The organism is Bartonella sp. AP280QHHD (assembly GCF_042196125.1).
GTDB lineage: Bacteria > Pseudomonadota > Alphaproteobacteria > Rhizobiales > Rhizobiaceae > Bartonella.
In genome coordinates this window covers 312,722-337,571 of record NZ_JBHIPQ010000038.1, presented here as the reverse complement: position 1 = coordinate 337,571, position 24,850 = coordinate 312,722, and the positions used below count along the sequence as shown (strand labels likewise).

Annotated in this window: 14 protein-coding genes and 1 pseudogene; 6 read left to right on the top strand and 9 right to left on the bottom strand. The window is 37.4% G+C overall.

What is annotated here, in order from left to right:
* The 7 genes and pseudogenes from ACFIMK_RS06210 to ACFIMK_RS06180 form a co-directional block, all read right to left on the bottom strand.
* Positions 1 to 1,442: pseudogene (locus ACFIMK_RS06210) on the bottom strand (hypothetical protein); the annotation flags it as partial.
* A 426-nt stretch (positions 1,443 to 1,868) separates the two neighbouring features.
* The gene (locus tag ACFIMK_RS06205; protein WP_375611461.1) at positions 1,869 to 2,171 is read right to left on the bottom strand and encodes a hypothetical protein; all 303 of its coding nucleotides are present in this window, start codon (positions 2,169 to 2,171) and stop codon (positions 1,869 to 1,871) included.
* Between the two features lie 4 nt (positions 2,172 to 2,175).
* Complete coding sequence (locus ACFIMK_RS06200; RefSeq protein WP_375611460.1) at positions 2,176 to 2,451, bottom strand: hypothetical protein; 276 nt, start codon at positions 2,449 to 2,451, stop codon at positions 2,176 to 2,178.
* Positions 2,406 to 2,672, bottom strand: coding sequence for a hypothetical protein (locus ACFIMK_RS06195; RefSeq protein ID WP_375611459.1), 267 nt, complete (start codon positions 2,670 to 2,672; stop codon positions 2,406 to 2,408). The genes ACFIMK_RS06200 and ACFIMK_RS06195 overlap by 46 nt, the downstream gene beginning before the upstream one ends.
* A 489-nt stretch (positions 2,673 to 3,161) precedes the next feature.
* Entirely contained in the window at positions 3,162 to 8,252 is a 5,091-nt protein-coding gene (locus ACFIMK_RS06190; protein WP_375682872.1) for a YadA-like family protein, read from the bottom strand.
* Positions 8,253 to 8,885: 633 nt separating this feature from the next.
* Complete coding sequence (locus ACFIMK_RS06185; protein ID WP_375682871.1) at positions 8,886 to 15,206, bottom strand: Vomp family autotransporter; 6,321 nt, start codon at positions 15,204 to 15,206, stop codon at positions 8,886 to 8,888.
* A gap of 1,054 nt (positions 15,207 to 16,260) precedes the next feature.
* Complete coding sequence (locus tag ACFIMK_RS06180; RefSeq protein WP_375681215.1) at positions 16,261 to 16,767, bottom strand: helix-turn-helix domain-containing protein; 507 nt, start codon at positions 16,765 to 16,767, stop codon at positions 16,261 to 16,263.
* 148 nt (positions 16,768 to 16,915) lie between these two features.
* Here ACFIMK_RS06180 and ACFIMK_RS06175 point away from each other — a divergent pair, with 148 nt between their 5' ends.
* The 3 genes from ACFIMK_RS06175 (at position 16,916) to ACFIMK_RS06165 (ending at position 17,978) form a co-directional block, all read left to right on the top strand.
* Entirely contained in the window at positions 16,916 to 17,155 is a 240-nt protein-coding gene (locus ACFIMK_RS06175) for a hypothetical protein (protein ID WP_375612875.1), read from the top strand.
* A 104-nt stretch (positions 17,156 to 17,259) separates the two neighbouring features.
* Positions 17,260 to 17,706, top strand: a complete 447-nt coding sequence (locus ACFIMK_RS06170) for a hypothetical protein (protein WP_375612874.1) — start codon at positions 17,260 to 17,262, stop codon at positions 17,704 to 17,706.
* A gap of 2 nt (positions 17,707 to 17,708) precedes the next feature.
* A complete protein-coding gene (locus ACFIMK_RS06165; RefSeq protein ID WP_012754562.1) occupies positions 17,709 to 17,978 on the top strand; it encodes a hypothetical protein in 270 nt (89 codons plus the stop codon).
* Positions 17,979 to 18,297: 319 nt separating this feature from the next.
* Here the strand turns inward: ACFIMK_RS06165 and ACFIMK_RS06160 are convergent, their stop codons facing one another.
* Positions 18,298 to 19,509 carry an MFS transporter gene (locus ACFIMK_RS06160; protein ID WP_375668140.1) on the bottom strand — a complete coding sequence of 404 codons (1,212 nt, stop codon included), beginning with the start codon at positions 19,507 to 19,509 and terminating at the stop codon, positions 18,298 to 18,300.
* Positions 19,510 to 20,109: 600 nt separating this feature from the next.
* Positions 20,110 to 20,757, bottom strand: a complete 648-nt coding sequence (gene tmk, locus ACFIMK_RS06155; RefSeq protein WP_375638173.1) for a dTMP kinase — start codon at positions 20,755 to 20,757, stop codon at positions 20,110 to 20,112.
* A 1,097-nt stretch (positions 20,758 to 21,854) separates the two neighbouring features.
* Here tmk and ACFIMK_RS06150 point away from each other — a divergent pair.
* The 3 genes from ACFIMK_RS06150 to ACFIMK_RS06140 all read left to right on the top strand — a co-directional run bounded on the left by ACFIMK_RS06150 (position 21,855) and on the right by ACFIMK_RS06140 (position 24,732).
* Positions 21,855 to 23,045: a hypothetical protein gene (locus tag ACFIMK_RS06150; protein ID WP_375638180.1), complete on the top strand. Its 1,191-nt coding sequence runs from the start codon at positions 21,855 to 21,857 to the stop codon at positions 23,043 to 23,045.
* Entirely contained in the window at positions 23,042 to 24,247 is a 1,206-nt protein-coding gene (locus ACFIMK_RS06145; RefSeq protein WP_375638172.1) for an ATP-grasp domain-containing protein, read from the top strand. The genes ACFIMK_RS06150 and ACFIMK_RS06145 overlap by 4 nt, the downstream gene beginning before the upstream one ends.
* Before the next feature lie 107 nt (positions 24,248 to 24,354).
* On the top strand, positions 24,355 to 24,732 hold the full coding sequence (locus tag ACFIMK_RS06140) for a YqcI/YcgG family protein (protein ID WP_375638171.1): 378 nt from the start codon (positions 24,355 to 24,357) through the stop codon (positions 24,730 to 24,732).
* Positions 24,733 to 24,850 lie beyond the last annotated feature (118 nt).

The following is a 24,850-nucleotide window of genomic DNA, read 5'->3' as shown; positions in this document are numbered from 1 at the left end:
GAATTACCCTGAATTGTGTAAGTTGGTGCTTTACCATTAGATACATCTGCACCACCACCAAAATATTGTGATGTATTTTGACTTACACTTGCAACGTCCCGATTAACCTGCTCCAACTGCGCAAAATTCACTGCATCATCAGGTTCTTCCCCAGCTGCCACTCCTGTAATCTGCTTATTGCCAGCATCAATACCATCCACAGTTATTTTAGCCCCATCAGCAAACAAAATGCCATCATCACTGATAGAGCTTCTCCCAGCGGTAACTCGTTCCACTGTAATATTATTAGCTAGATCAAATGTTACATTATTGTTTTCCCCACCTTTTGTAATCTTAAGGTTGTCACTTGCAGCCGACAAATCTACAGTATCTTGTACACCAACAGCTTTAGCATTTTTACCTCCAACAGATAGTGTCCAACCTTGGTCTACGTATTTTTGTAATGATTTTAACTGTGCAACATTAACGGCATCAGTGTCGCCACTACCAGCTGCCACTCCTACAATCTGGCGCGTTTTTTTTGATTTAGCATCACCAACACTCACTGCACCTAGCGTACTCGCCCATATCATGTCGTCAGAATCTGAAGGGCCTTTAGTTAAAGAATTATACCCGATAGCGCCAGCAGCAACATCAGCCACAGACTCGCTCCCAAGAGCAACACCCTTATGCTCAGTCGCTCTTGCATCTGAACCAATCGCTATCGAAAGATCTGTTTGAGCTTGAGCACCATAACCTATAGCAATTGCTTTTTGTCCACCTGCAAGTGATTTGTTACCGAATGCAATACTATCAACGCCTTTTGCTTTTGCACGCCCACCAATAGCAATCGTATTGCTTGCTACTGCTTCAGACGCAACCCCTATAGCAATACTTGCTTGTCCACCTGCAAGTGCAGCAATACCAAAAGCTTGTGATCCCCCAAACTTTGCAGTTGCAGCCGCTCCAAATGCTGTTGAATAATGCCCCGTTGCGGAAGATCCACACCCAGTTGCAAAAGAATACACACCATAAGCTTCAGGCAGAACATTTGAAAGACCACCGGTTGCTTTTCCCATATATCCCCCCTTACCGGTCAGACCATCATCAACCCAATTAAGCTGAACCTTCGCCCAGTTAAAAGGACGCTTGCCATTAATCTCTTTATTCATAGAAACTCTTTCATATAGTTCCTCTGCAGTGATTTGGTTATTAGTACCTTGATTGCTTCCACCACGATCAACAACATTAAACACACCACAGTAATCCTTATCGCCAGCTAATACAATACTGCCATGGCTAGCGTATTGATAAGACACGCTAGGACCACTTGTACTTTGAAATTTATCACCTGTTATCGCAAGATTTGCAGCAACCACAGGAGAAACACTCGACAAGAGCGCCGCTATAACTGTTCCCAATGAAACAGCTTTAATCAAATTTGGTGTTGAATATTTTTTCATAATACCCCCTCATAACAATAGATTAAAAACACAAAAAAGGTGTGTTCTAGAGCTTTCTTATTTCCCTTGCGTGTTCCTGCTTTTACAGCGTGTTTTAGGACATAAATAAAATTAAGACGTAAGCTGTTGTTTCTGCAACGCCTTTAGAGGGTAATTAGGGGTAGGTTCGTGAAAGTCAATTTGAGGAAGGTAAAAAAATACTTAATATTAGAATGGATTTCATTTTTCTATCAAAGGTTGTGTGTCGTTTTTAGCTTTGATCTCTTTGAAAAAGGTATAATTTTTGTGCCTATTGATCATCCGCTTAGGCATCAGTTTATTTTTCGTGAATAAGCTCTTTTATTTCATTAGAGGATTTATGAAAGCTTTTTACTAAAATGCCCCATCTATATCCTTACTCATGGTAATGTGTCTCGTTGCTGTATCCTATTTTACAAAAATACTCACTGCTACTTGTTCTTTTATTCCCTTCAGTTGTGAAAAATTCACTGCATCAGTATTGCTAGTTCCTTCTGCAACATTTGTTACTTTTTTACTTGCCGCATTAATATTACCGGTGGTTATTTGCGGGACATCAGTAATTACTAAGCCTGTTGCATCGACTTTTCTTTTCTCTCCTAATGTTATGCTTTTCAATGCTATATCATTAGCCAAACCAAATATGAGCTTATTTTCATCGTCCTTATCTCTTTTAACCCTGAAGTTACTTCCTCCAGATGAAAAATTCATTGTACTATCTAGCACCCATATCTTTAGCTGCCTCACCAGAAATAGACAGTTTCCAACCTTTTTTTCTTACGACTTCTTCTAAATCCTGCAACTGTCTAAGGTTCACTGCATCGGCAGGTTTGCTACCAGCTGCTACACCTATAATTTGTCGCGTTATGTTTTTACTAGGAACACCAATACTTACTGCAAATTTCGTACTTTTCCATTGAGATTCGGTGTTTTTAGCCGGTCCTTTCAGAAGAGACGTATACCCAAAAACGCCATCAGCCCTACCGGACACAGAGTTGTTCTCAATAGCCCCCCATCAACCGTCACTTTAGAATAAGAACCTAAAGCGATACTTCCAACCCCATTTGCTTTTGAATAGAAGCCCATAGAAATAGCTTCTTGAGCAAATGCATATAGCACGGAATGACCAAGTGAAATCGAACCATATTCTAAAGCTTTAGAAATAGCTCCCACTACTGTTGAATAATCACTCTTCGCAAGTTGTATAATCATTTTCCCCGTATTCGCTCTTCTTATTATATTCACTACCTATTGCGATACTGCTTTTCTCTAAAGCGTAAGCCATATTGCCTACAGAAACGCTTCATTCTTTTTCCGTTTGCGCTCCACTACCCTAAAGCAATACTTGTGTTTGGAGTACGTTGCATATCTGTAGATCGTTGCATTATAAAGCATACGTTTAAAACTATACGAAAATAAAAGCTAAAACTGTCTTCTTTTAATAAAGGGTATATTCGTATTTACATTTCTTGAAGCATTTTAATAAATCAAAATAATAGCAATCAATTTTTTAAATCTTTACCATTAAGGTCTTTTATTCTCAAAAAAAGTTGTCATAGGCTTTTTATATTCGGATTTTATATAATTACGGGTGTTTTATACATTTAGAATAGCTTTAGAGAACTCTGGAAGAAAGTAAAAAATTTGCCCTTTTCTTCAATTAAGAAAAAGGCAAATCAATTTTATGGATTTAGTCGTTTATTAGTTGAGTATCACATTAACCCCTGTACTTATACCCCAGTGACCTCCAGAAGTGGTAATTGACAAGTTGGAACCAATATCACCGTTCTCTGAAGTATAACCTGCACCAAAAGCAAAAGCAGATTGACTACGCCATAAACCACTACCAAATGCGATTGTTAATTTTCCAGGAATATCACTATAGCGTAAACCAGCTACCGCTAAACCAACAGCTGCTGCTTGTCTTGCCTCTTTTCGAACATCCTCAACAGCATAACTTAATGTCGAAAACTTCATATCCGTATACGAATTAGCCTCACTAACTCCATCTTTTACAAGATGAGAAACTTGCTCATCCGTATACTTATTGGCATTTTCAAGTACAAAATCCATCTTATCTTTTAATTGACCGCCATTAACCGCTTCTTTCGAATCCTTTTCAATCTTTCCATCGGCTACATTGGCTATTAATACTGGAGAACTGTCATCTCCACCAACTAATGTAACTTTATTGGTCTTTTTGCCCGTTTTTTTATCTTTATCGTATTGTACAGATCCCTCCGTAACTTTATTTTCAATATCCTTGACCTGATCTGTAATCATTTGCTGAGTTTCCCAAAGCTGTCCTCCATTCACAGCTTCTTTTGAATCTCTGTCTACCTTGCCATCCTCTACATTGATAATCTTACTTGGACTCTTAACACCCTGAGCATCAACATGAGATGCATCATAGCTTCCTTTTTCTTCATTCCAATTCAGACTATTCGAAGAGGTACCTTTTTCAACTTCTTTTATACGATCGTTGATAGTGCTCATGCTGTCATTAACAACATCAAATGCTTCAGAGACATTATTACGCTCCTCTTTATCACCTTTCGTACCATCCTTATTAAAGACCTGAACGGCGAATTTTGGTCCTTGCCAGTTTCCTTCCTTATCATAACCAGCTCCTCCACCAAAATATGAGGCAAATGTCTGTTGAAGAGTATAAATCTGACCACCATTAATCGCATCAGTCGAATCTTCTGATATCTTTCCTTTCGCAAGGAACGTGATCTTGCTGTTTTCCTTTTTACCTTCTTCCTCATGCTGTGCTACAAACGCACCTGCATCATCACTCCACAACAACGCATTTTGCTCAATGTTGTCTGAAATCTCATTATGAAGATTCTTGAAAACCTTATTTACACCGGCAAACGCGGCTGCAATGCTATCATAATCCTCCTCTACAAAGCTTCCATCTTCTTGGAAAGTCATTATCTTGAAACCTGGAAGGACCCAGCCATCACCATCATACTTAGCATCACCACCAAAATACTTTGCTAGCGACTGATTCAGATCATAAATCTGTCCACCATTAACCGCATCACTCGAGCCTGATACTATAGAGCCAGCCGCAAGTGATGTGATCTTGCTTGCTTTTCTGTCTTCACCTTTCCCATGCAGAGCGACAAAAGCTTTGTCACCATCGCTCCAAGATAAAGAATCTTGTGCAACTCCCTCTGAGACCTCCTTAATGCGAGCGTTCACATTCTTGATATTCTCATCAAGCCCTTTAAAGGCAGAACCAACATCGGTATGCGGTTTATCTGTTACTTCACCACCTTTATCAATACTAGATAAATTATAAGTTGGCCCTTTAAAAGCACCATCCTTAAATTCAGCATCTCCACCCAACAATTTTGCTATATCCATTGAAAGAATGTGAACTTGTCCTCCATTGATAACATCCGTTGAGTTTTCCGCAATCGATCCGGCGGCTACATTATGGAGCGCAACAGGTGTAGCATCCTTCCCTTTCCCAAAAGTTACATTTGTATAATCAGTTTGATTATCTGTTGTTTTATCGTAAAGAACAACAGAAGAACTATCCGACAGAAGGGTATCAGAAAGATCCTTCAAACCTTTATCAAATTGTTCTTTGTTCACAGCTTCATTGGCTTTTTCTGCTGCCTTTACACCAGAAAGAGTTCGATCCTTACCACCCTTGTTTGCGATATTGATTTCACTACCTTCTACTCCTTTACCAATGTTGATAACATCTTCATTTTTCGTAACAAGCAAATTACTGATTACATCGCTGATCGCAGTTTGAACCTTTGTGAAAAGTTTACCCACACCTGAAAATGCATCTGATACATTCTTATAGCTTGATTCAGCTTCAGTGCCATCATCATTGATAATTTTGAGCTTAAAATCAGGAACTTTCAATTCCCCATCCTTATATTCAGCGTCATCAGAAAAATATTTTGCAACCTTATCGCCCAGTGAATAAAGTTGAGAACCATTTACGGCATCCATCGATTCTTTCGTAATATCTCCTACAGCAAGCGATGTGATTTTACTTGCCTTTCTGTCATCACCTTCCCCATGCTGGGCAACAAAAGCTTTGTCAGCATCGCTCCAAGATAAAGAATCTTGTGCAACTCCTTCTGAGACTTCCTTAATGCGAGCATTCACATTCTTGATATTGTCATCAAGTCCTTTAAAGGCAGAACCAACATCGGTATGCGGTTTATCTGTTACAACACCTTTTTCATCAATATTCGATAATTTATACCCTGGTACTTTAAAGTTTTTTCCATCAAAGGATACATCTCCACCTAAAATTTTTGATAAATCCCCAGTAATTGTATGAAGCTGACCACCATTAACGGCATCTGTCGAATTTGTGCTAAGATCTCCACCTGCAAGACCTGTTATTTTTTTACCTGCAGCATCAATACCATCCGCTATTACTTTGGGACCATTTTCAATAGTTAAGCCCGTTTTATCTAAAGTGATGTCTTTTAATTTTACACTGTTCAATGTGACATCTTGTGCCAAATCAAATGTTATTTTTTTGTCTTTATTGTCTGTTGTATCACTATTTTTAATCTCAAAGTTTTTGCTTCCAGAAACCAAATTTAATATATCACCCGGCTGAAAGTTTGAAACAGCCTTATCATTAAGAGAAAGTGTCCACCCTTGTGCTACAAATTCTCTTAATTTTTTCAGCTGTGCAATGTTGACGGCATCAGTGTCTGCATAACCCGCTGCCACACCTGTAAGCTGTCGTGTTATCTTATTCGGAGTATCACCAACACTAAAAGCTCCTTGAGTGCTCTTCCATATCACACCATCATCCGTTGACTGGCTCCCTATGGAAGGATCATAGCCAACTGCGGACACTGAGTTACGAGAAACAGATTTATAACCCACAGCAACACCACCCTCAGGAAGTACTTGTACATTTGAACCTAATGCCATACTATTTTTAGCTGTTGCAGCTGAAAGTCCACCTAATGCAATACTATTTTCACCAGATGCATTTGCAAAACCACCTAATGCAATACTATTTTCACCAGATACATTTGCAGAACCACCTAATGCAATACCATTGTTAGCAGTTGCACTTGAAAGCTTACCTATAGCAATACTTTCTTGCCCACCTTTTCCCTCACTGGCAGCAATTGTAATGCTCTCCGTTTCGGCGTGCCATTTAAAGACACTATCATCGGCAGCTTTTTTAATCTCATTGTGAAGATTTACATAAGACTTACCCACACCCTCAAAGGCTTTGGCTACATTTGGAAAACTTTCTTCTTCCATCTCATTCGTCTCAGGATTTAAAGTTTTAATTTTGAACTCTGGATTATCCCATTGACCATTCGTAAATTTAACACCACCGCCTAAATATCCAGCTATATGGGTAGCTACAACATTCAACTGACTACCATTTACCGCCTCTTGTGAATCTGCACTAAGATCACCAGATGTAACACCCGTTACCTTTTTATTTCCAGCATCAATACCACCGGTGGTTATTTTCGGACCATCAGTAATTACTAAGCCCGTAGCATCGAAGGTATTTTTACCTGCCTTTACGCTCTCCAGTGCAATGTCTTGAGCCAGATCAAACTTTACTTTATTGTCCTCTTTGCCCTTTGTAATATTTAGGTTGCTACTTCCAGCGGAAAAATCTACCGCGCTATCCATAAGAACAGTTGTAGCATTTTTATCTCCAACAGAGAATTTCCAACCGTTTTGTCTTACAACTTGTTCTAAGTCCTGCAACTGTCTAAGGTTCACTGCATCGGTAACATTAGAACCAGCTGCTACGCCTGTAATTTGTCTGGTTATACCCTTACTATAATCACCAACACTAACTGAGCCCCGCGTACTTTTCCATTGCGCCTCAACGTTTGTTGCAGGCCCCTGCAACAAAGAAGTGTAGCCAAGCTCACCAGCAGCCCTATCGGATATAGAATCGCTTCCTAGAGCAACACCTGCCGCAACCGTCACATTAGAGCTAGCGCCTATAGCAATTCCCTGCAGCGCCTGCTCCTGTGCATATGCATTGTACCCCATAGCAATCGCTTCATTTGCATAACTATGTGCTTTACTACCGAAGGCTATTGAAAAATCACCTAATGAAACTGTTCTCTCTTTTTCATCATAACTATCGGTTAGAGAAGAGCCGATTGCAATGCTATTTTTAGTATCTCTACTCCTACCGGCTAAAGCAGTTAAGCCGATTGCAATCCCTTGGTCAGCCTTCGTCTGCGCTACCTGCCCGTAAACAATAGCATCATGAGCTTCTCCCTGAGCTCGTTCACCATGGACAAGAGGATTACCCAAATTCCCATCCCTAGTCATTTGACCGCCCGTTACAACTCTTGGAGTTAAAGCTGCTCTTGTTATTTTTTTACTTCCAGCATTCATATCAATTGAACGTATTGAATCGCTGGCTTCTGCCAAAACATTCACTATAGGACTATAATCGCTCACACCAGTAAGAGTTTTGGTTAAAAAATTTGCATAGTCATCAGCAGCACTTACCTTGGATGTCAAAGAAACATTCAGCGCTGTTAAATAATTTTCCTGTGATGCACTAGAAGAATCCAAATCACTGTTATAGCTATCATAAACAGAGACAATACTTTGTGGATATATCTCAGCAGTGTTCCTTATGTTTGCAGAAATCTCTTCTCCTGAATCAAGATCATTCGAAAAAACAGGGGAAATACTGGCTAAAAGTGCAGCTATTGAAGTCAAGGATAGGACTTTAATAAAAGGAAAACGGGAAAATTTTAAATTGCTCCCTGCTAATTTTGTATATAATTTTTTCATAATGAACTCCCCAATGAAAGAAATAACTATAAACACAAAAAAGACACATTTAAACGCTATAAAGTTTCCTAAATTTGGTTTTTCTAAACGTATTCAAAAATTTAGTACCGGACTGCAAAGAGAGAGAAGTTGTGTTTTTAGCTTTTATGGTTAATGTGTTTTGCTCTTTTACATTTCCTAAGAAAGTAAATTTCTTTGTGGTGATTAGTTTTTTTAACTTTTAAACTTATTGTTTGTTTTTTGCAAGGGGTAGAGTTGATTTAGTGGATTGTTTTATAACTTCTTCCAGTAAAGTTGAAATACATTTGAATGTGTACTTTTATCTTAGTAGAAAGCTTTTTAATAGATTTGTAGAGAGCAAAAGGTTTTTTTCTATCTGTAGAGTGCTACAGATTTTTCAGATTTAAAAATTAAAGAAAAAATAATGAACTTATAATTTATGGAAAAACTTATTATCTTATTTTGAAATAAGAAGTTCATTTTTTTGAAAGCGTCCGGTTTTTCTGTTTTTTAAACCTGTATTTATCGTTAGCGCTTATCAATTTATATATATTTTTTTACATACGTAACAACAATTCACCCCTGCCTCATGAGACAGGGGTGAAAAGGAATTTTTATGTATTTTGTTTATTATCAATTCAATGTCATATTGAATCCCGCACCTACACCCCAGTGACCTCCAGAAGTTGTTGCGGATATGTTAGAGCGGTATTTTCCATTTTCTGAGGTGTAACCTGCACCAAAGGCAAATGCAGACTGACTACGCCATAAACCAGTACCAAATCCAACGCTTAATTTTCCAGGTGTATCATTGTAGCGTAAGTTAGACACTGCAAGACCAATAGCTGCTGCTTGTCTTGCCTCTTTTTTCACACTCTCAATACTATAGTTTAAAACATCAAACTTCATATCTGTATATTGCTTAGCCCGATCAACAGCATCATCAATCGCATCAATCACAATATTATTAACCCGTTGATCTGTATACTGCTTGGATTCATCAAGAATAATCTTCATCTGTTCTTTAGTATAATCATGAAGTTGACCACCATTTACAGCCTCTTTCGAGCCTTTTTCAATTTTACCATCAGCTACATTATCAATCAGAACAGGTTCACTGGCATCCCCCCCCGCTAATGTGATTTTATTGGTTTTTTTGCCGTTTTCATCTCTATCATAACGAACAGCATCCTCTTCAATGCCGTCAACTCTATTATTGATGTTATCAACTTTGGCATCAATATTGATAACTGTATCACCAATATCAGCAATCGTATTGGAAATGGTATCAACTCTGTTGGTAAGATGCTTCACATCTTTTTCGACACCAGTGACACGTTCATTGGTTTCCCAAAGTTGCCCACCATTGACGGCATCTTTCGAGCCTTTTTCAACTTTACCATCAGCTACATTGATAATTTTATTCGGCTTTCCATCGCGACCAGCATCATAGGCTTTTTCTTTATCATTCCACTTTAAAGCATCTGAATCGACCTTGTTGATGACATCATCAATACGGTTATTAATATTTGACATATTTTTATTGACGTCACCAAAAGCATCAGCGACATTATGATGCTCTGTCTCAACAGTCGTACCATCAGCATTGACTTGAACAATCTTAAAAGTAGGATCTGTCCATTTGCCATTCTCATATTTGGCACCGCCACCGAAATAATTTGCAAGTTGGTTATTCATGGAATAAAGTTGGTTGCCCGTAATGGCATCTGTTGAACCTTGAGCAATCTCACCATCTAAAAGATACTTCAATTTGCTGTTTGTTTTCTTACCATCTTTTTCATGACGTGCCACAAATGCTTCTTCCTCATCATCCCACAGTAAAGCATCTTTAGAGAAATCTTCAATTTTCTGGTTAAACTCATTGGATACATTCGTTAAGCGTTGATTCACATCTTGAACATTTTTATCAAGACCTGTTAAAGCATCACCAACATTGTAAAAATTAGCCTTCCCTACTTCACCACCTACAATAGCGGATAAAGTATATTTCAGCCCTTCAAAAGCACCGTTAATGAACTTTGCACCACCACCAAAAAACTTTGCAATATCTGCTGATATTTTATTAATCTGACTACCATTGATTGCATCGTTGGAATTTTCAGAAATGCTACCATCTTTTACGTTATGAAGAGCAACTGGTCCGTTGTTCTTATCGCCGCCCAAAGTTACACTACCATAATTAACACTATTATCGTCATTCTTATCATAGAGAACCGCAGCAGCAGTTACTGTCTCAATATCTTTAGAAATCTTATCTATGCTTTTATCAAGTTGGTCTTTGTTAACAGCTTCATCACCATTTTCTGCCTCCCGCACGCCAGAAATTTTACGTCCTGAACCACCAACACCTGCAATATTGATCTCAGTACCAGCGGTATCCTTACCAATAGTAATAATACCTGATGCACCTCCATCTTGCTTAACAAGACTATTTTTTACCACATCGGAAATCTTATTATCAATATTTGTGATAGAAGTATTAACACCTGTAAACGCTTCCGTAACATTATGATAGGTCTTCCCCTGAATAAGGAAAGCTGGTTCTACACCATTCAGTACATCTGTACTACCCCCAAAATATTTCGATGTATTTTGAGCGACTGTTTTAAGATTATCAGTAACAGTTGTAACCTTCTCATTCGTAGCAAAAAGTTGTGAACCATTTACTGCTTCAGTAGATGTTCGAGAAAGTTCTCCATCTTTTACACCGGAAAGTGTTCTTTCTTGCTTATCTTTATTTACAAGGCTGATTTCAGTACCACCGGTTGCTTTACCCACAGTAATAAGACCATCTTCTCCCTCCTGCTTTACAAGGCTATTTTCTGTTACATTGTTAATCTGATTATAGATATCCGTAATAGAACTATCGACACCTTCAAAAGCATCAGCAACATTCGTATACCTATTCTCAACAATATTACCATCAGGATCGTTACGAGAAACTTTGAATACAGGCCCCGTCCATTCTCCATTCTCATATTTAGCACCACCGCCAAAATAATTCGCAATCTTATCGCCCATCTTATAAAGTTGAGAACCATTTATTGCATCTGTTGAATCTCCTGAAATATCGCCATCCGCAAGGAACTTAATCTTACTATCTGTCTTCTGTCCATCTTTTTCATGAAGTGCAACAAATGCACTCTCAGAACTGCTCCACAATAAAGCATCTTTAGAGAGACCCTGAATTTCCTCAGTAAAATTATTGACTACATGTGTTAAACGACTATTCACATTTTTGACATTCGCATCAAGCCCAGTCAAAGCATCACCAACATTTTCAAAGGTTTTCTGTTCTACCTTACCATCTGCAGAAACGGTAGATAAATTATACTGTGGTCCAACAAACACACCATTTTCAAATGAAGTACCACCACCAAAGAATTTTGCAATATCTCCAGAGATTGTATTAATTTGACTACCATTTACAGCTTCCATAGAGTCTTTGGAAATTTCACCATTTTTTACACCTGCAATGGTTCGCTCTCCCTCAGTACCTGTAATATCAATTTTCGTACCGCCTTTTTCAGCACCAATAGTGATAAGCTTCTGATCTTCTTTCCATTTAACAAGACTATTTTCTGTTACATTATTAATCTGACTATAAATATCTGTGATAGAAGTATCAACAGCAGCGAAAGCATCCGTTACATTGTCGTGTTTTGTATTCTGAACCATAAAAGTTGGTTTGATACCATTAAGTATATCTGTCTCCTTACCACCAAAAAAATCCACTATATTAGTAATATAACTAAACAGCTGATGGCCATTTATTGCTTCTGTTGAATCGGAACTGACTTTTCCAACTGCAACGCCAGAAATAATTCGATCCTTGCCTTCAGAGTTCGCAATATTGATTTCGATACCTTCTTTTTCAGCACCAATGGTAATATTTTTTTTACTTTTACTCCATTTAACAAGACTATTGTCTTCTATCTCAAACTTCATTTTATATAATTGTGAAAGATTAACAGCATCATGCTCATTGCTACCATCTGCGACTCCTGTAATTTTTGTATTGGCGGCATGAATACCACCCTTGGTCATTCTTGGGCCATCTTTGATCATGAAACCGGCATTACTCATTCTGCTGTCCCCTGTTTCTACACGACCAACTTTAATATATTCGCTTAAATCAAACTTTACTTCATTGTTATCACCTTTGGTAATTTTTATATTTGTGTTCTCACTCTCATTATTATCATCGTCTTTATGCTTAACTGCAACAAACTTTACTGTACTTCCTGCTTCAACATCTGTAGCTTCTCCGTCTTCAACAGAAAGCTTCCAACCCGTTTCCATCCCCGCTGTAAAGTCTTTCAGCTGTTTATAATTTACTGCATCAGTATCATCAGTACCAGCTTTCACTTTTGTAATCTTTTTGCCACCAGCATCAATACCTTTCATAGTTATGCTTGGACCACCATCAACAAACTTAAAGCCATCGTTGCTCATAATGCTGTTGCCTGTCGTGACACTCGTGAGCTTAAGAGTATCATTCAAAGAAAATGTAACTTTATTACTGTCTTTTGCAATCTTTATATTTTTGCTTCCGTCCTCACCCGCATCCGCAACAAGATCTACTGTACTCCCAGCTTTAACATCTGTAGCATTGTTACCATCAACAGAAAGTTTCCAGCCATTTTCTGCAAGTGTCCTTACCTCTTTCAGCTGTTCATAATTTACAGCATCAGTATTGCCTTCTGCCTTAGCTACTCCTGTAATTTTTTTATCACCAGCATTAATACCATTCAAAGTTATGCTTGGTCCATTACCATCAATAAACTTAAAGCCCTCATCACTCATAATGCTGTTGCCTGTCGTGACACTCGTAAGCTTAAGGTTATCATTCAAAGAAAATGTAACTTTATTACTGTCTTTTGCAATCTTTATATTTTTGCTTCCGTCCTCACCCGCATCCGCAACAAGATCTACTGTACTCCCAGCTTTAACATCTGTAGCATTGTTACCATCAACAGAAAGTTTCCAGCCTGCTTCAGCAAGTGTTCTTACCTCTGTCAACTGCTTATAATTTACAGCATCAGTATCTTCTTCCCCTGCCGCTACTCCTTTAATCGTTTTATTACCAGCATGAATGCCATTAACAGTTATGCTCGGCCCCTCATCACCGTCAAATCTAAAGCCAGCAGCATCCATAATGCTGTCTCCTGCTGTGACAGTCATTACCTGAATATCATCAGCTAGATCAAATGTGACATTGTGATCATTATCTTTTTCGATCTTGATATTTTTTGTACCTTTATTGTCAACTGACTGAAAATTTACTGTACCATTTGGACCAATAGCCGTAGCATTTCCACCGTTAACAGCAAGCTGCCAACTCGTTTTGTTCGCGTTTTTCACCTCTTGCAACTGTTTATAATTCACTGCATCGTTAGGTTCAGACCCATCTGCTACGTTTGTGATCTTTTGCTTGGCTGCATCAATACCATCAATAGTCATGCTTGGACCATCATTACCATTAATAAAAAAGCCGTCTACAGTCATGCGTGAACCGCTTTCACCGTTAACAAAAAAGCCATCATCACTCATCGTGCTTTGGCCTGTGGTGACTTGCGTCAATTTAAGATGATCATTTAAAGTAAATTCAATTTTATGCTTATTATCTGCAGTGTTTTTTGCAATCTTTAAGTTGTCTTTTCCCGCTTCTTTTTCACTTTTCACTGAAAAATCTACAGTATTGCCTGAATTCACATCTGTCGGATCGGTATCGTTAGCAGAAAGTTTCCACCCCCCTCCCCCTGCTATGATATCTTTCATAGCTTTTAGTTGCGCCACGTTTACCGCATCAGTATCTTCACTTCCAGCTGCAACCCCTGTAATTTGTCGTGTTAGCGTACCATTACCACGACCGCCAACTTCACCAACGCTAAAAGCGCCTGTGGTGCTCTTCCATGCTATACTGGTTTTTGTTGTCCCTTTACCTGTTACAGGATCATAACCAGCAACATTCTTGTCTCTATCAGAGATAGCCCCACCACCTACAGCAACACCATCTTTAACAAGCACTTGCGAATTTACACCAATGGCAACCGAATCTTCTTTTTCAGCATAAGCTTGCGTACCTATAGCAATCGCATTTTCAGCATTCGCGATTACTTTTCTGTTAGGATCATTTTCTTCGGTTCTGTCAGAGCGCCTGCCCCCTATTGCAATAGCACCTGAAGCTTTAGCTTCAGCATCTGTACCTATAGCAATCGTATAACTCTTTTCTGCCTTTACCTTTGTACCTAAAGCAATGCTATTTGTACCTAATGCAGTTGCAAGCCCTCCAATAGAAACTGAAGATTTGCCCGATGCTTCTGAGCCTACACCCATAGCAACACTTGCTATACCACTTGCAAGTGCGGAAACACCAAAAGCTTGTGCACCCCCTGCCTTTGCTGTCGCACCTGCACCAAATACGGTTGAATAATTACCCGTCGCTGCAGATCCACAACCCGTTGCAAAAGAATAAACACCATAAGCCTCAGGCATAGCATTAATGATACCACGAGTAAGTCCCCCCATATAACCTTTAGTGGGATCACTTAATGTCCCATCACCAGTCCAAGTAACCTTTTCAGTGGTCGTGCCATAAGGTTTACGACCATTAAAAACTTTCTCACCAATAAATCGCTCATATTGTTCTTGTGCGGTTATTCGTTGACTTTCACCAACTCTCTCTTGTTGTTTGCCGCCACGACCAATAACGTTGTCTGCACCACAGTAGTCATCATCACCAGCCAACACAACACTACCATGACTACCGTGTAGATATGCAACACCAGTACCAGGTGTACTTTGACTCGTCCCTCCTACTATCGCAAGATTAGCAGCAAAAACAGGAGAAACACTCGATAAGAGTGTGGCCATTACCGTACTAAGAGAGACAACTTTAATTAAATTTGGTGTGGAATATTTTTTTTTCATAAGAATCTCCTCCTACAGAGTTCAACATCATCACAACGCGCGAAAACACACATGGCAAAACCCTTAGTTTGCGCACTTCAAAAACCAATAAATCAAGACAAAACTCCCCCCTACGATACCGATACTTATCCGGCATCGACCTAAAATCTCTGCAACAACATCGAATCTAGAAAAGTCCCCAACCCTTTTAGCTAGAGGGATTCAAGCTAAAAAATAAATAAAAACACAAGACTTTGAAAATATACCGTAATCTCCATTCAAAAACACTGCGATTTATCTCTTAACAAAATAGTTTCACTAAAGAGCAATTCTACTTTTCAAATAAAGCGCATCAGAAGAATGGCAAGAGTGTAAAAATTATTTTTTATAAATTTGTAAAAATACTTCTCAATAAATTAACTGTTCTTATAAGCACAAATTTATGATTTTTTTAACTTATCGCACAATGTAATAGATAATGATTATCATCATAATCTCACTTTTTGTTGCGAGGTAAACTGTTTCAATATACTATACATCTCTTTGAAAGAAATCTGTCTTAAATATAATGATGCACGCTCTGTAAAAAGTTTTAACGTACTCATCTTATCATCTTCATAAAAAGACAAAAGCGCATCTATAAATAGTCTTTCGTTCTTCTCTCTTATATATCTGTTACCCTTCTATAGGAACAAAACATCGTCATTGTATTTTCACTATTGTATAAATTTTTTAATATCACAAACCGAAAAGAAGCTGTTTTCTAAACTCTTTCCTCTCACAGAACCCACTGTATTTTCACTGTTGTCCGTATCTTTTTTTCAACCAACAAATATTTCAGGAATGGCACTATATTAGCTTCTTTTTGTAGAAATTTTGTTTGTATCACTACTCGTCATTCTTTTTATCTGTATTAGAGCAATGTATTGATTTATAATGATAATTTATTATTATTCAGGTTGAATAAAAGACTCAAAAATTGTGAGATTTTCACATTCCAAACTTGGTTATATAGCAGAAGATCAAAAAAGTTTTATTTTTTTAAAAGGCTGTTCGTTCATATCTTATGAAATTTCTAGAGGTGTTTTTCAGTTTCGATTTTACGTCTTAAATGTAATTTTAAAAGCGGCAAAGTGGCTTCGATTTCTTCTATATCATTGAGGTTTTGAATAAGCTCTTGCAATCTTCCATAAAGCTCTGCTGCTAATTCCGCAACATCTTCAGGAGAAAGTGTTATTTTTGCATCATGATAGGTCGTATAAGCTAAATGTCCAAGCTTTTTCATCAGCCCAACAGGTATCGCCTGCGGTTTAAAACCAGCTGCTTTTGCCTTTGCCATATCTGAAAACATCTCGCCATTTCCCGTTACTAGCCAATCTAATGAAACACCACAAATTTCTTGATATTTGGAGAGCGCAGAGGCTGTAGGCTCACTTATACCAGTTTCATAAGTTCCTATAGAGCCAGCAGTGATACCAAGATGTTCAGCAAACTGCTTACGCTCTGTAAAACCAAGAGCGTGACGCACTTCACGAAAACGTTTTGCCAACTCAGTTTTAGGTTTTGCTTCCGGACGAGCCAAAAAAACACTCCAAAATCAATATAATTGCTGACTAAATAATTATATTGATTTACATCTATCATTACTGCCCCTTAAGAAGAGCAGTTATCACATACATAACCCCACAAAAACGGATGTTACAGCATCCATTCAAGCAGGAGCGAAAATTATGACAATTACAAAAATGCAATCGCCGTGGTATTTTTCTGAGCTGCGCCCCTGTAATATAACCTTGGAAAAACTCAAGCCTATCAGAGGCTATTTTCCAGAGTCAAAAACATTTGGACACAGGCCAATGAAAAAACTAAATGCGCCCCTGCCAACTCTATCAGTTTGCATGCCAAGCCAATTCTTGCCAACTGCTTTCTCAAAAGTTGCAGTCATATTCTTTCAAAAGCAAAAAGCCTAATACGATTCTCTTCATTTCATGCTGTGTAATATACCACTGAAATCTTATTACAAAAATATGCTAATGCATTTCCCATAGGTTTTTATAAGGTAAAAAGTTTATCAATGTCTAAAAATCAATATAAAATAGGCAAAATAATTGGTATTCTACAAAAAATGAGATTATCACTCGTTATTAAAAAGTTAGACGTTTACAAACCCTGTTTGCTTATTTTATATATTAATAGCACTGATTTAGCTGTAACTGGCAATAGAGATTTCAGGGTGTTTGGTTTATCGTCAGAATACTCTTCCTCTACGCATATTAAAAGCCTTTTGGCAATGTATTTTAAATGCTATAAATTCTATAGTAAACACATTGCCATCCATATTTACAATTGGGCGCTTCAAAATCTTGGAGTAATAAAATCTTTAATAGGCTTTGATTTAAAAGCGCGTATTTTGCAGAAAATTGACAAAACCATGAGGTTCGTATACATGGCAATTTTAAGTGATGATAGTGGAGTGATACTTAAAAAAGCTGCATGGAAACCCGCAACGTTGAGGAATTAAGCATGACCTCTTTATGCGATAAAGAATTATCTGATACACTGGTTGGTCTTTATGACGACTATCAACGCGGTTTCGACATTGGAGAAGAGCTTAAACTGTGCGTGGATTTGGCGTTATCTCTTGAATTGGAACTCAGTATTCACCGTTTAAGTGAAACAGATGCTGTTTTAAAAAAAGAGATTGTGCAAACCTTGCATCGTCGTAGAAATACTCATTCCAATGAAGATGAAATTGATACAATTTTTCATATGGATTTTGAAAAACAAAAATAATACAATACTCTCCCCATATGATACGATATTACCTCATCGCTTTACTTTCTGCTACGCTTAGACAAAAAACTTTCAAGAAGATTTAAAGTGTTACGTTTTCGTCTTCTTAACAACAGTGAGATGAATTAAAGAAACGCATCAATTCTTTTAGATCATTATCAAAAAATAGAGAGTATTCTCTAGCATACATCAATTTATGCTTTGTTCATTAAGCACCAACTTTTACATTTTCTCAACTCTCCTTTAAAAGCAAAATGTGAAATGTACTGCAGCGTAAATATTTATAAAATAGCGTATGTTGTCCACACTTAAATGTAATTTATTGTTTTTCATGTTTATAAAACAGCACTATGAGTATTCCAACAAACGCAACAATGCTTTGAAAAAAATATATCGATTGAGGTGATATGCTACTGTTATCGCTTGCCATAATGAGATAGACTCCGAGGATCAAGCATCCAGAGATACCATTAAAACTTGCCTGCAATCTTCCTTGGTATTCAGGATCACAAGAGAGTTGTGATAAAGAAATCGAAAGAGCCCAACTCGAAAGTCCAAATCCAATCATAAAGTAAACAGGAAAAACAACAAAATTGTGTGTATTAACAGATAGAATAGCAAGGCCAATAGCCATAAAAGCTAATAAAATGGCTAATGTTTTCCTTATGGATAAAACTTTACAAAGAAGTGGTGAAAAAAACGCACCTGTCAATACACCCATAGAATAAAGCACCTCAAATATTGCAAAGGTCCTGTTATCCGCATGTAAAACCTCTTGTATATAAGGAACGAGAATAACAGGAACGGTCATCAAAAGAGTCATAATAATCATCTGGCTTATATAAGGTACAACAAGAGCTGGATTCTGTTTAAAATAATGAAGGGATGCTGTATAATTTTCCCACCAATTTTGCTGGTTTTGTTTTTTAGATCTTCGGTTTTTAGGTACCTTCATTGCAAAATTAAATAAACCAGCAATGATAAAGAATATACCACCTATTAGAAGAGTTCCTTTTGTTCCTGCATAGGACAGTATAAATCCACTTAAGCCCATACCTACGATAGTGCCAAGTTCATAAACCATATCGATGGTTGCATTTGCATTGATGAGCTGTTCCTTCAGCACAATACTTTGAATTAAAGAAATAGCTGATGGCATATAAAAAGGGATAAAAATACCCAAAAGAGCAGATAAGACCATCAATTCAATTTCTATACCAAAATGCCAAAGCATTACCCAGCTTACAATTACCAAACCTCTCACAAGATTTGAAATAATAATCTGCGTTTTACGGTTATATTTATCTGCCAATATGCCAAAAATAGGCGCAAAAATAATGCCAGGCGTCCAAAGAAAAAGCATCATCAACGCTATACCACGGATTGAGCCCGTCTGATTGTAAGCGAGCCATGACAATGTAATATAATTTAGTCCACTTCCAAATGTAGCAAATAAGCCGCTCAAAGTAAAATAGAGAAAAGTTCTATTTTCAAATAAAGCAATGCGTTCCTTCAAATTTGAAGTGAACATAAATTATCCTCTAAAATGAATACCAGTCGATATGCATGATACATCCTGTTTAAAAACAGGCATTCTTACAATTTTTATTTTAGATCATTAAATTTAAGAAAGCAAAATTTCTTTTTTGAGGCTTTTACAATCTTTGTGCTGTTTTATGATTAATTCTTCTATGAAAACGGAACATTTATGGACAAAAACAAAATTAATATTTTATGTGCGTTTTATTCAGAAGCTACACCTTTATACATATGTGAAACAATTTTACGGTATGGAAGCTTCACTCACATTATTGTCCTTATTATTCTGTGCACTAAAATATGCTCGAGTATATTCCTCCATGTCGTTCTTCTATCACCACACTTCGTCTCTAAAAGAATAAACATACTATTATCCTCACAATAAATATTGCTAATTTTTCTACTCCCCTTCTCTAAATCTTTTAAAACAAGCCCATTACAGTTAGTTTTCTAATTAAAATATATAACGTGATATTTTTCCTGAGCAGTTAAATTATTGCAATCACATCTCTAAAGTTTCAGATTTAGAGTAAGAATACATAAAGGAGGATTTATCGTGGATAAATTGATTAATAAATGATTTTATTCATAATCAAAAAAACTTATCTATATGATGTCGTATTTGATGATGAATTAAAGAAACAGGAGTAGTTCCATCAATTGTTATAAACCGCTCATCTATTTCCGATAAAACTTTGTATACTTTGTAAATTTTTTCAATAAAAGAGAGTTTTTCTTCATATTTTAAGTTTAAACTATCCCTTTTCTGCAACCGTTCCAGTATAGTAATGGGCGGTAAATGAAGATAAAATGTAATATGAGGTCTTGGAATAGATTGATTTAATTTAACGACACTTTCAACAGAAAGCTCTCGAGCATAAAAATAAGCAAGACTAGAATAAACATATCGATCGCTAATTAATAAATTTTGCGATGACGTTAAGGAAGGTTCAATAATTTCAAGCGTATATTTGCGTCTATCTGTCGCTGATAAGAGTGCTAAAAGCAACGGATCAATTGCTTTTCCATTATCTAAGTAATCTCTAATTTCTGGATTATTTCTATACCAATAACTGGGTTGAAAAGTTTGTATTATATGTTTTTCTGTTGAGTAATGGCGTGCAATTTCTTTTGTTTGTGTTGTCTTACCACTCCCATCAAACCCGCATAAGACAATAAAAGAACCAGAAAATTTCTTTGAAGACCACATGGAGTTATAAACTTTTTTATCAAGATACATTTTGTCTATATACTTTCCATAAGTTAAATTGTTTTATATCTGAAATCTCTTAATGTTTAATAAGGTGTTTTTTAACTCGTCTCTAAACAGAAAAACACAATACTCCCGCATTTTGTATAACTTATTAACTTTATGATAAATGGCGGTATATAGACTTAGTTTTAAGATAATGTTATATTTTAGACAACTTAAAATGAGATTAAGTATTTGTAAAAAATATATTTTTTTGTTCACACTCCATAACCTGTCATTTTTTGACGAATTCTAGTAGAGTTTCTGAGGATTACTCCTATAGCGTCGTGTAAGTGTATAGAAATGAGTTCGATCTCAGTATATTATTGTCCCTTAAGAGCTGCTACTAGATTGCGCTCCATAGGAAGATAATGAAATCAACTCTATCTTTTCTCAAACCACTGCCCTCGCTATAAGCATTTGATATCCGATCCCGTCAAAAAGCAGCAGAGCAATTCTTGGAAAACATCGCTGAGATATTGAAATATGCCTAGCAAAAGCGTTTGAATCAAATGTTTCACTATATTTTTCGGTATATTCATAAACTGAAACTAAGAATATTATAATAAGACCTCAAACAACGACGACGCCCAAATCAGCCGTAATAAAGCCTCCTAAAACTGAACCAATAATACCTTCTCCCTATAAAAAGACTACTATGTAAAGGCTTTAATACAATACCTTAGCGCTAATGCCATAAATGTTTCTGATAGATAACGAAGTTTATTGTCACAACAACATCTAACAACGGTCAATAGAAAAACCTAAACCTTGAGTATAAATGGAGGAAATCTTAAGAGTGCAAACACAGCCCTCCCAAGAACATAGCTATACTGGTCATTTAGCGAAGAAACTCCTCATTGGAAAAGCAACTCACAAGAGATACAGTAAAAATACCAACCGCCTCCGCTCTCAGTTTCTCCAAAATTAGCTATCGCTATGAGAAACGTTATCGTTCAAATCTGTATCATGCTTCTATCGAAAAAACTTGACATGCCTAACAACATATATATTAGCTTTTTGTAAAAATGTATAATTTATAGCATGTGTATTTAACATGGGGGGATAATGTGCACAAACAACTGATGTTTCGGTTTTATGGGCTTGTTGTCCTGCTGTATCTTTCTGATATGGTTTTATTTTTAAGTAATCTTTGGAATGCTTATCGCATAACATCCTCATCGGTTTTCCTGGGCGTAACCATGGCTTTGGGCACCCTTATGCCCTATCTTCTGAAAAAAAGCGGTCTTGTGCGCATTAAAGCCTCACTGCGGTTGGTCGATTTATACAAAAGGCGGATCATTATCTATAGCCTTCTTTTATTGATTGCTCTTTTCCATTACGCTGATTCCCCCTTTGGTTTTATCGCTGTCTCTATCTCTATCGGCTATCTCTCTTTGATTACCTTAAGCACACTCGAGACTTATAATACTAAACTAGCACTTAGTGGTTATATTAGCGCCCAAAAGGCTTCCCGCATTATGCAAACAGTGGTGCAAATTGGCGCATTTTTGGGAGCAGCACTAAGTGGTTATCTCTTAGAAGCGACCAGCCCTCGAGGGGCAGCGGCTGAAATCGGTTATAATGGTTTGATTGTGACACTTTGTGTATTTGACATCATTATAAGCCTTATAGCCGGATATATTATATTTTGCGATGAATACAACGCTACAGATACCACAGCACTTGCAACTGGTAAGAAGCCAGCACCTACACCGCAAGCGGATGAGCTCTCCCGTGAACTTAAACTTTTATGCGTCTGCATAGGACTTATTGGCTTTCATATTTGCGCTTATAATACGCTGGCAACCATTCTTTTTCAGAGTGTGAAAAATTTTGGCTCTGAATATTATGGACTTTGCAGTGCGGTTGCGGGCATGGGCGCTTTTTTGGCTGCTTTTATCAAAATCCCTCGTTTTGAATTTATTCTCCCAGCCCTTATATTGAGCGTAGCTGATCTTATTTTTAGCACCACACAATCGCCCTATTTGGCTGTGGTCTTTTGCTTTTTTATTGGCTTTTCAATGAATACCATGCGAATTAATGCCCGCAAACATACGATTGAAGCGACCAAAACAGAGGCTCAAGCAGAGCTGGTGGGAAGCTATAGCGGCATGCTTTATACTCTCTCCCAGTCGGCAGGTTATGTCATTCTTGGTCTTCTTACAAGCTCTGCCCTTATGGGTCCTCAAGCAGCTGTTTATCTTCTGCCCCTTATAGGGTTGATAATCTTTATTTATGTTCTTTTCCTTTTATTACAGCGGAACAAAGTATGAGAAAACCTATTCTTATTGTCGACCCTTTCTCCACGGGTGCCCTCTATGGCCCTGCTTTGCAAAAATTAGGCTATGCTTGTTATGGTCTTGTCTCTCAAGCAGCTCCTTTTTCACACTTTATGCTTTCTTATCAGGGAAAGGGCATGGCAGAAGCGAAGCTTCATAGTGTAGATGAGATAAAGAAACGTTTTCCTATCGGCACGATAGAGGCTGTAATAGCGGGTGCCGAAAGAGGTATCTATTGTGCAGAGCAATTGGCGGCTTATTATGGTTGTCTTGGGAATAACCCCTTGACTACCGATTGGCGACGGAAAAAAGCAGCGATGCAAAAACGTCTTTGTGAAAATGGTTTATCTTACATCCGATCAAAAATTCTTACAAAAAACGATTGTACTCTCGATGGCTTTGAAAGCCACAGCGGCTATGTGGTAAAGCCAAATGATTCTGCAGGGAGTGATGGTGTTTTGTTTTTCTCTAATCTTGAGGAAGTAGTAACGTGGGCCTCTGAAATCAACTGGAAGAAAAAAAATATTTTTGGCGCACCTAACGAGGCCTATTTGCTCCAAGAAAGATTGGAGGGAGAGGAATACATCGTCGATGCCGTTGTAAAGGGAGAGGCTATAAAAATATGTAGTTTGTCACGATATAAAAAAGGTATTCATAATGGAAGTACTTTTGTTTATGAAACGCTTGATGTGCTTGATTCTCAAGATCCCTCTTATGCCTCTCTTATCTCTTATGCAAAACAATGCATTCGCGCGCTGGGGATTGAATATGGACCTGCGCACATGGAAATCATGCAAACAGCTCGTGGTCCAGTGATGATCGAAGTAGGAGCCCGCCTCCACGGAGGAATTGCACCCACCTTGTTCGCGCATTGCTATGAAGATGGTTTACTTGAAAGCTCCGTTAACCTTATTGCAGGCGTGTTTTCGCAAACCCCAAGTCGCTTTAAGAAAAAAGGGCGTATTATCTTCCTTATCAACGAGATCGACGGTCATATTATAAAAGATGTTAACGTATGGCGGCAAAAGCTTCATTCTTGGGAAAATGTGATTCATTTTACGCTTTTTTTTAAAGAAAACGAGCCCCTCCCCCTAACCATCGATTTAAATACCTGCCCAGCTATTATAGCAATTTGGGGACACAATGATGATGAATTATCAGCTTTGGAGAGGATCATTCGTAGCAATTTCCTATAAAATACAACAATTGGGAGGAAAACATGGATTCAGCAGCGCAAATAATTGAAAATATAGACAAATATTAAAAATGGAAGCAGATCGTTTTTAAAGAATTCGATGCAACCATGAATAACACAATTAGACCTTTTCCCTGCCTATTCGGTGTAAATGGATACTCAAAAAATATGCTTAGATTTGAGTTCTACAACAAGCTGACTTCAAAAAATATGATGGAAGACATGATAACTTATTGCGATAACTATAAAAGTTTTGGAAAGAACACATCTTTTGTTGCATTCGAGGAGCCTGCCCCCATACAAAGTATCGAATTTTATAGAGAAAAATTCTGGTCTATACTTAAAGATTTGCGAGATTTTGACAACCGAGAATGGCCTAAGCATATACCAAAAAATATGGACAATCCTCTATGGGAGTTCTGCTTTCATGGGGAGCCTACGTTTATAGTTTGCAATACCCCATCCCATATAAACAGAATTAAGTAAGTTCTCTATTTATGTTAACTTTCCAGCTTAAGTGTTTTTTCTAAGTCTTCTCTCTACAGAACAAAATGTATTCTCGTTGTAGGAAAAAGGACTGAACCTTTTTATATTATCACAAAAT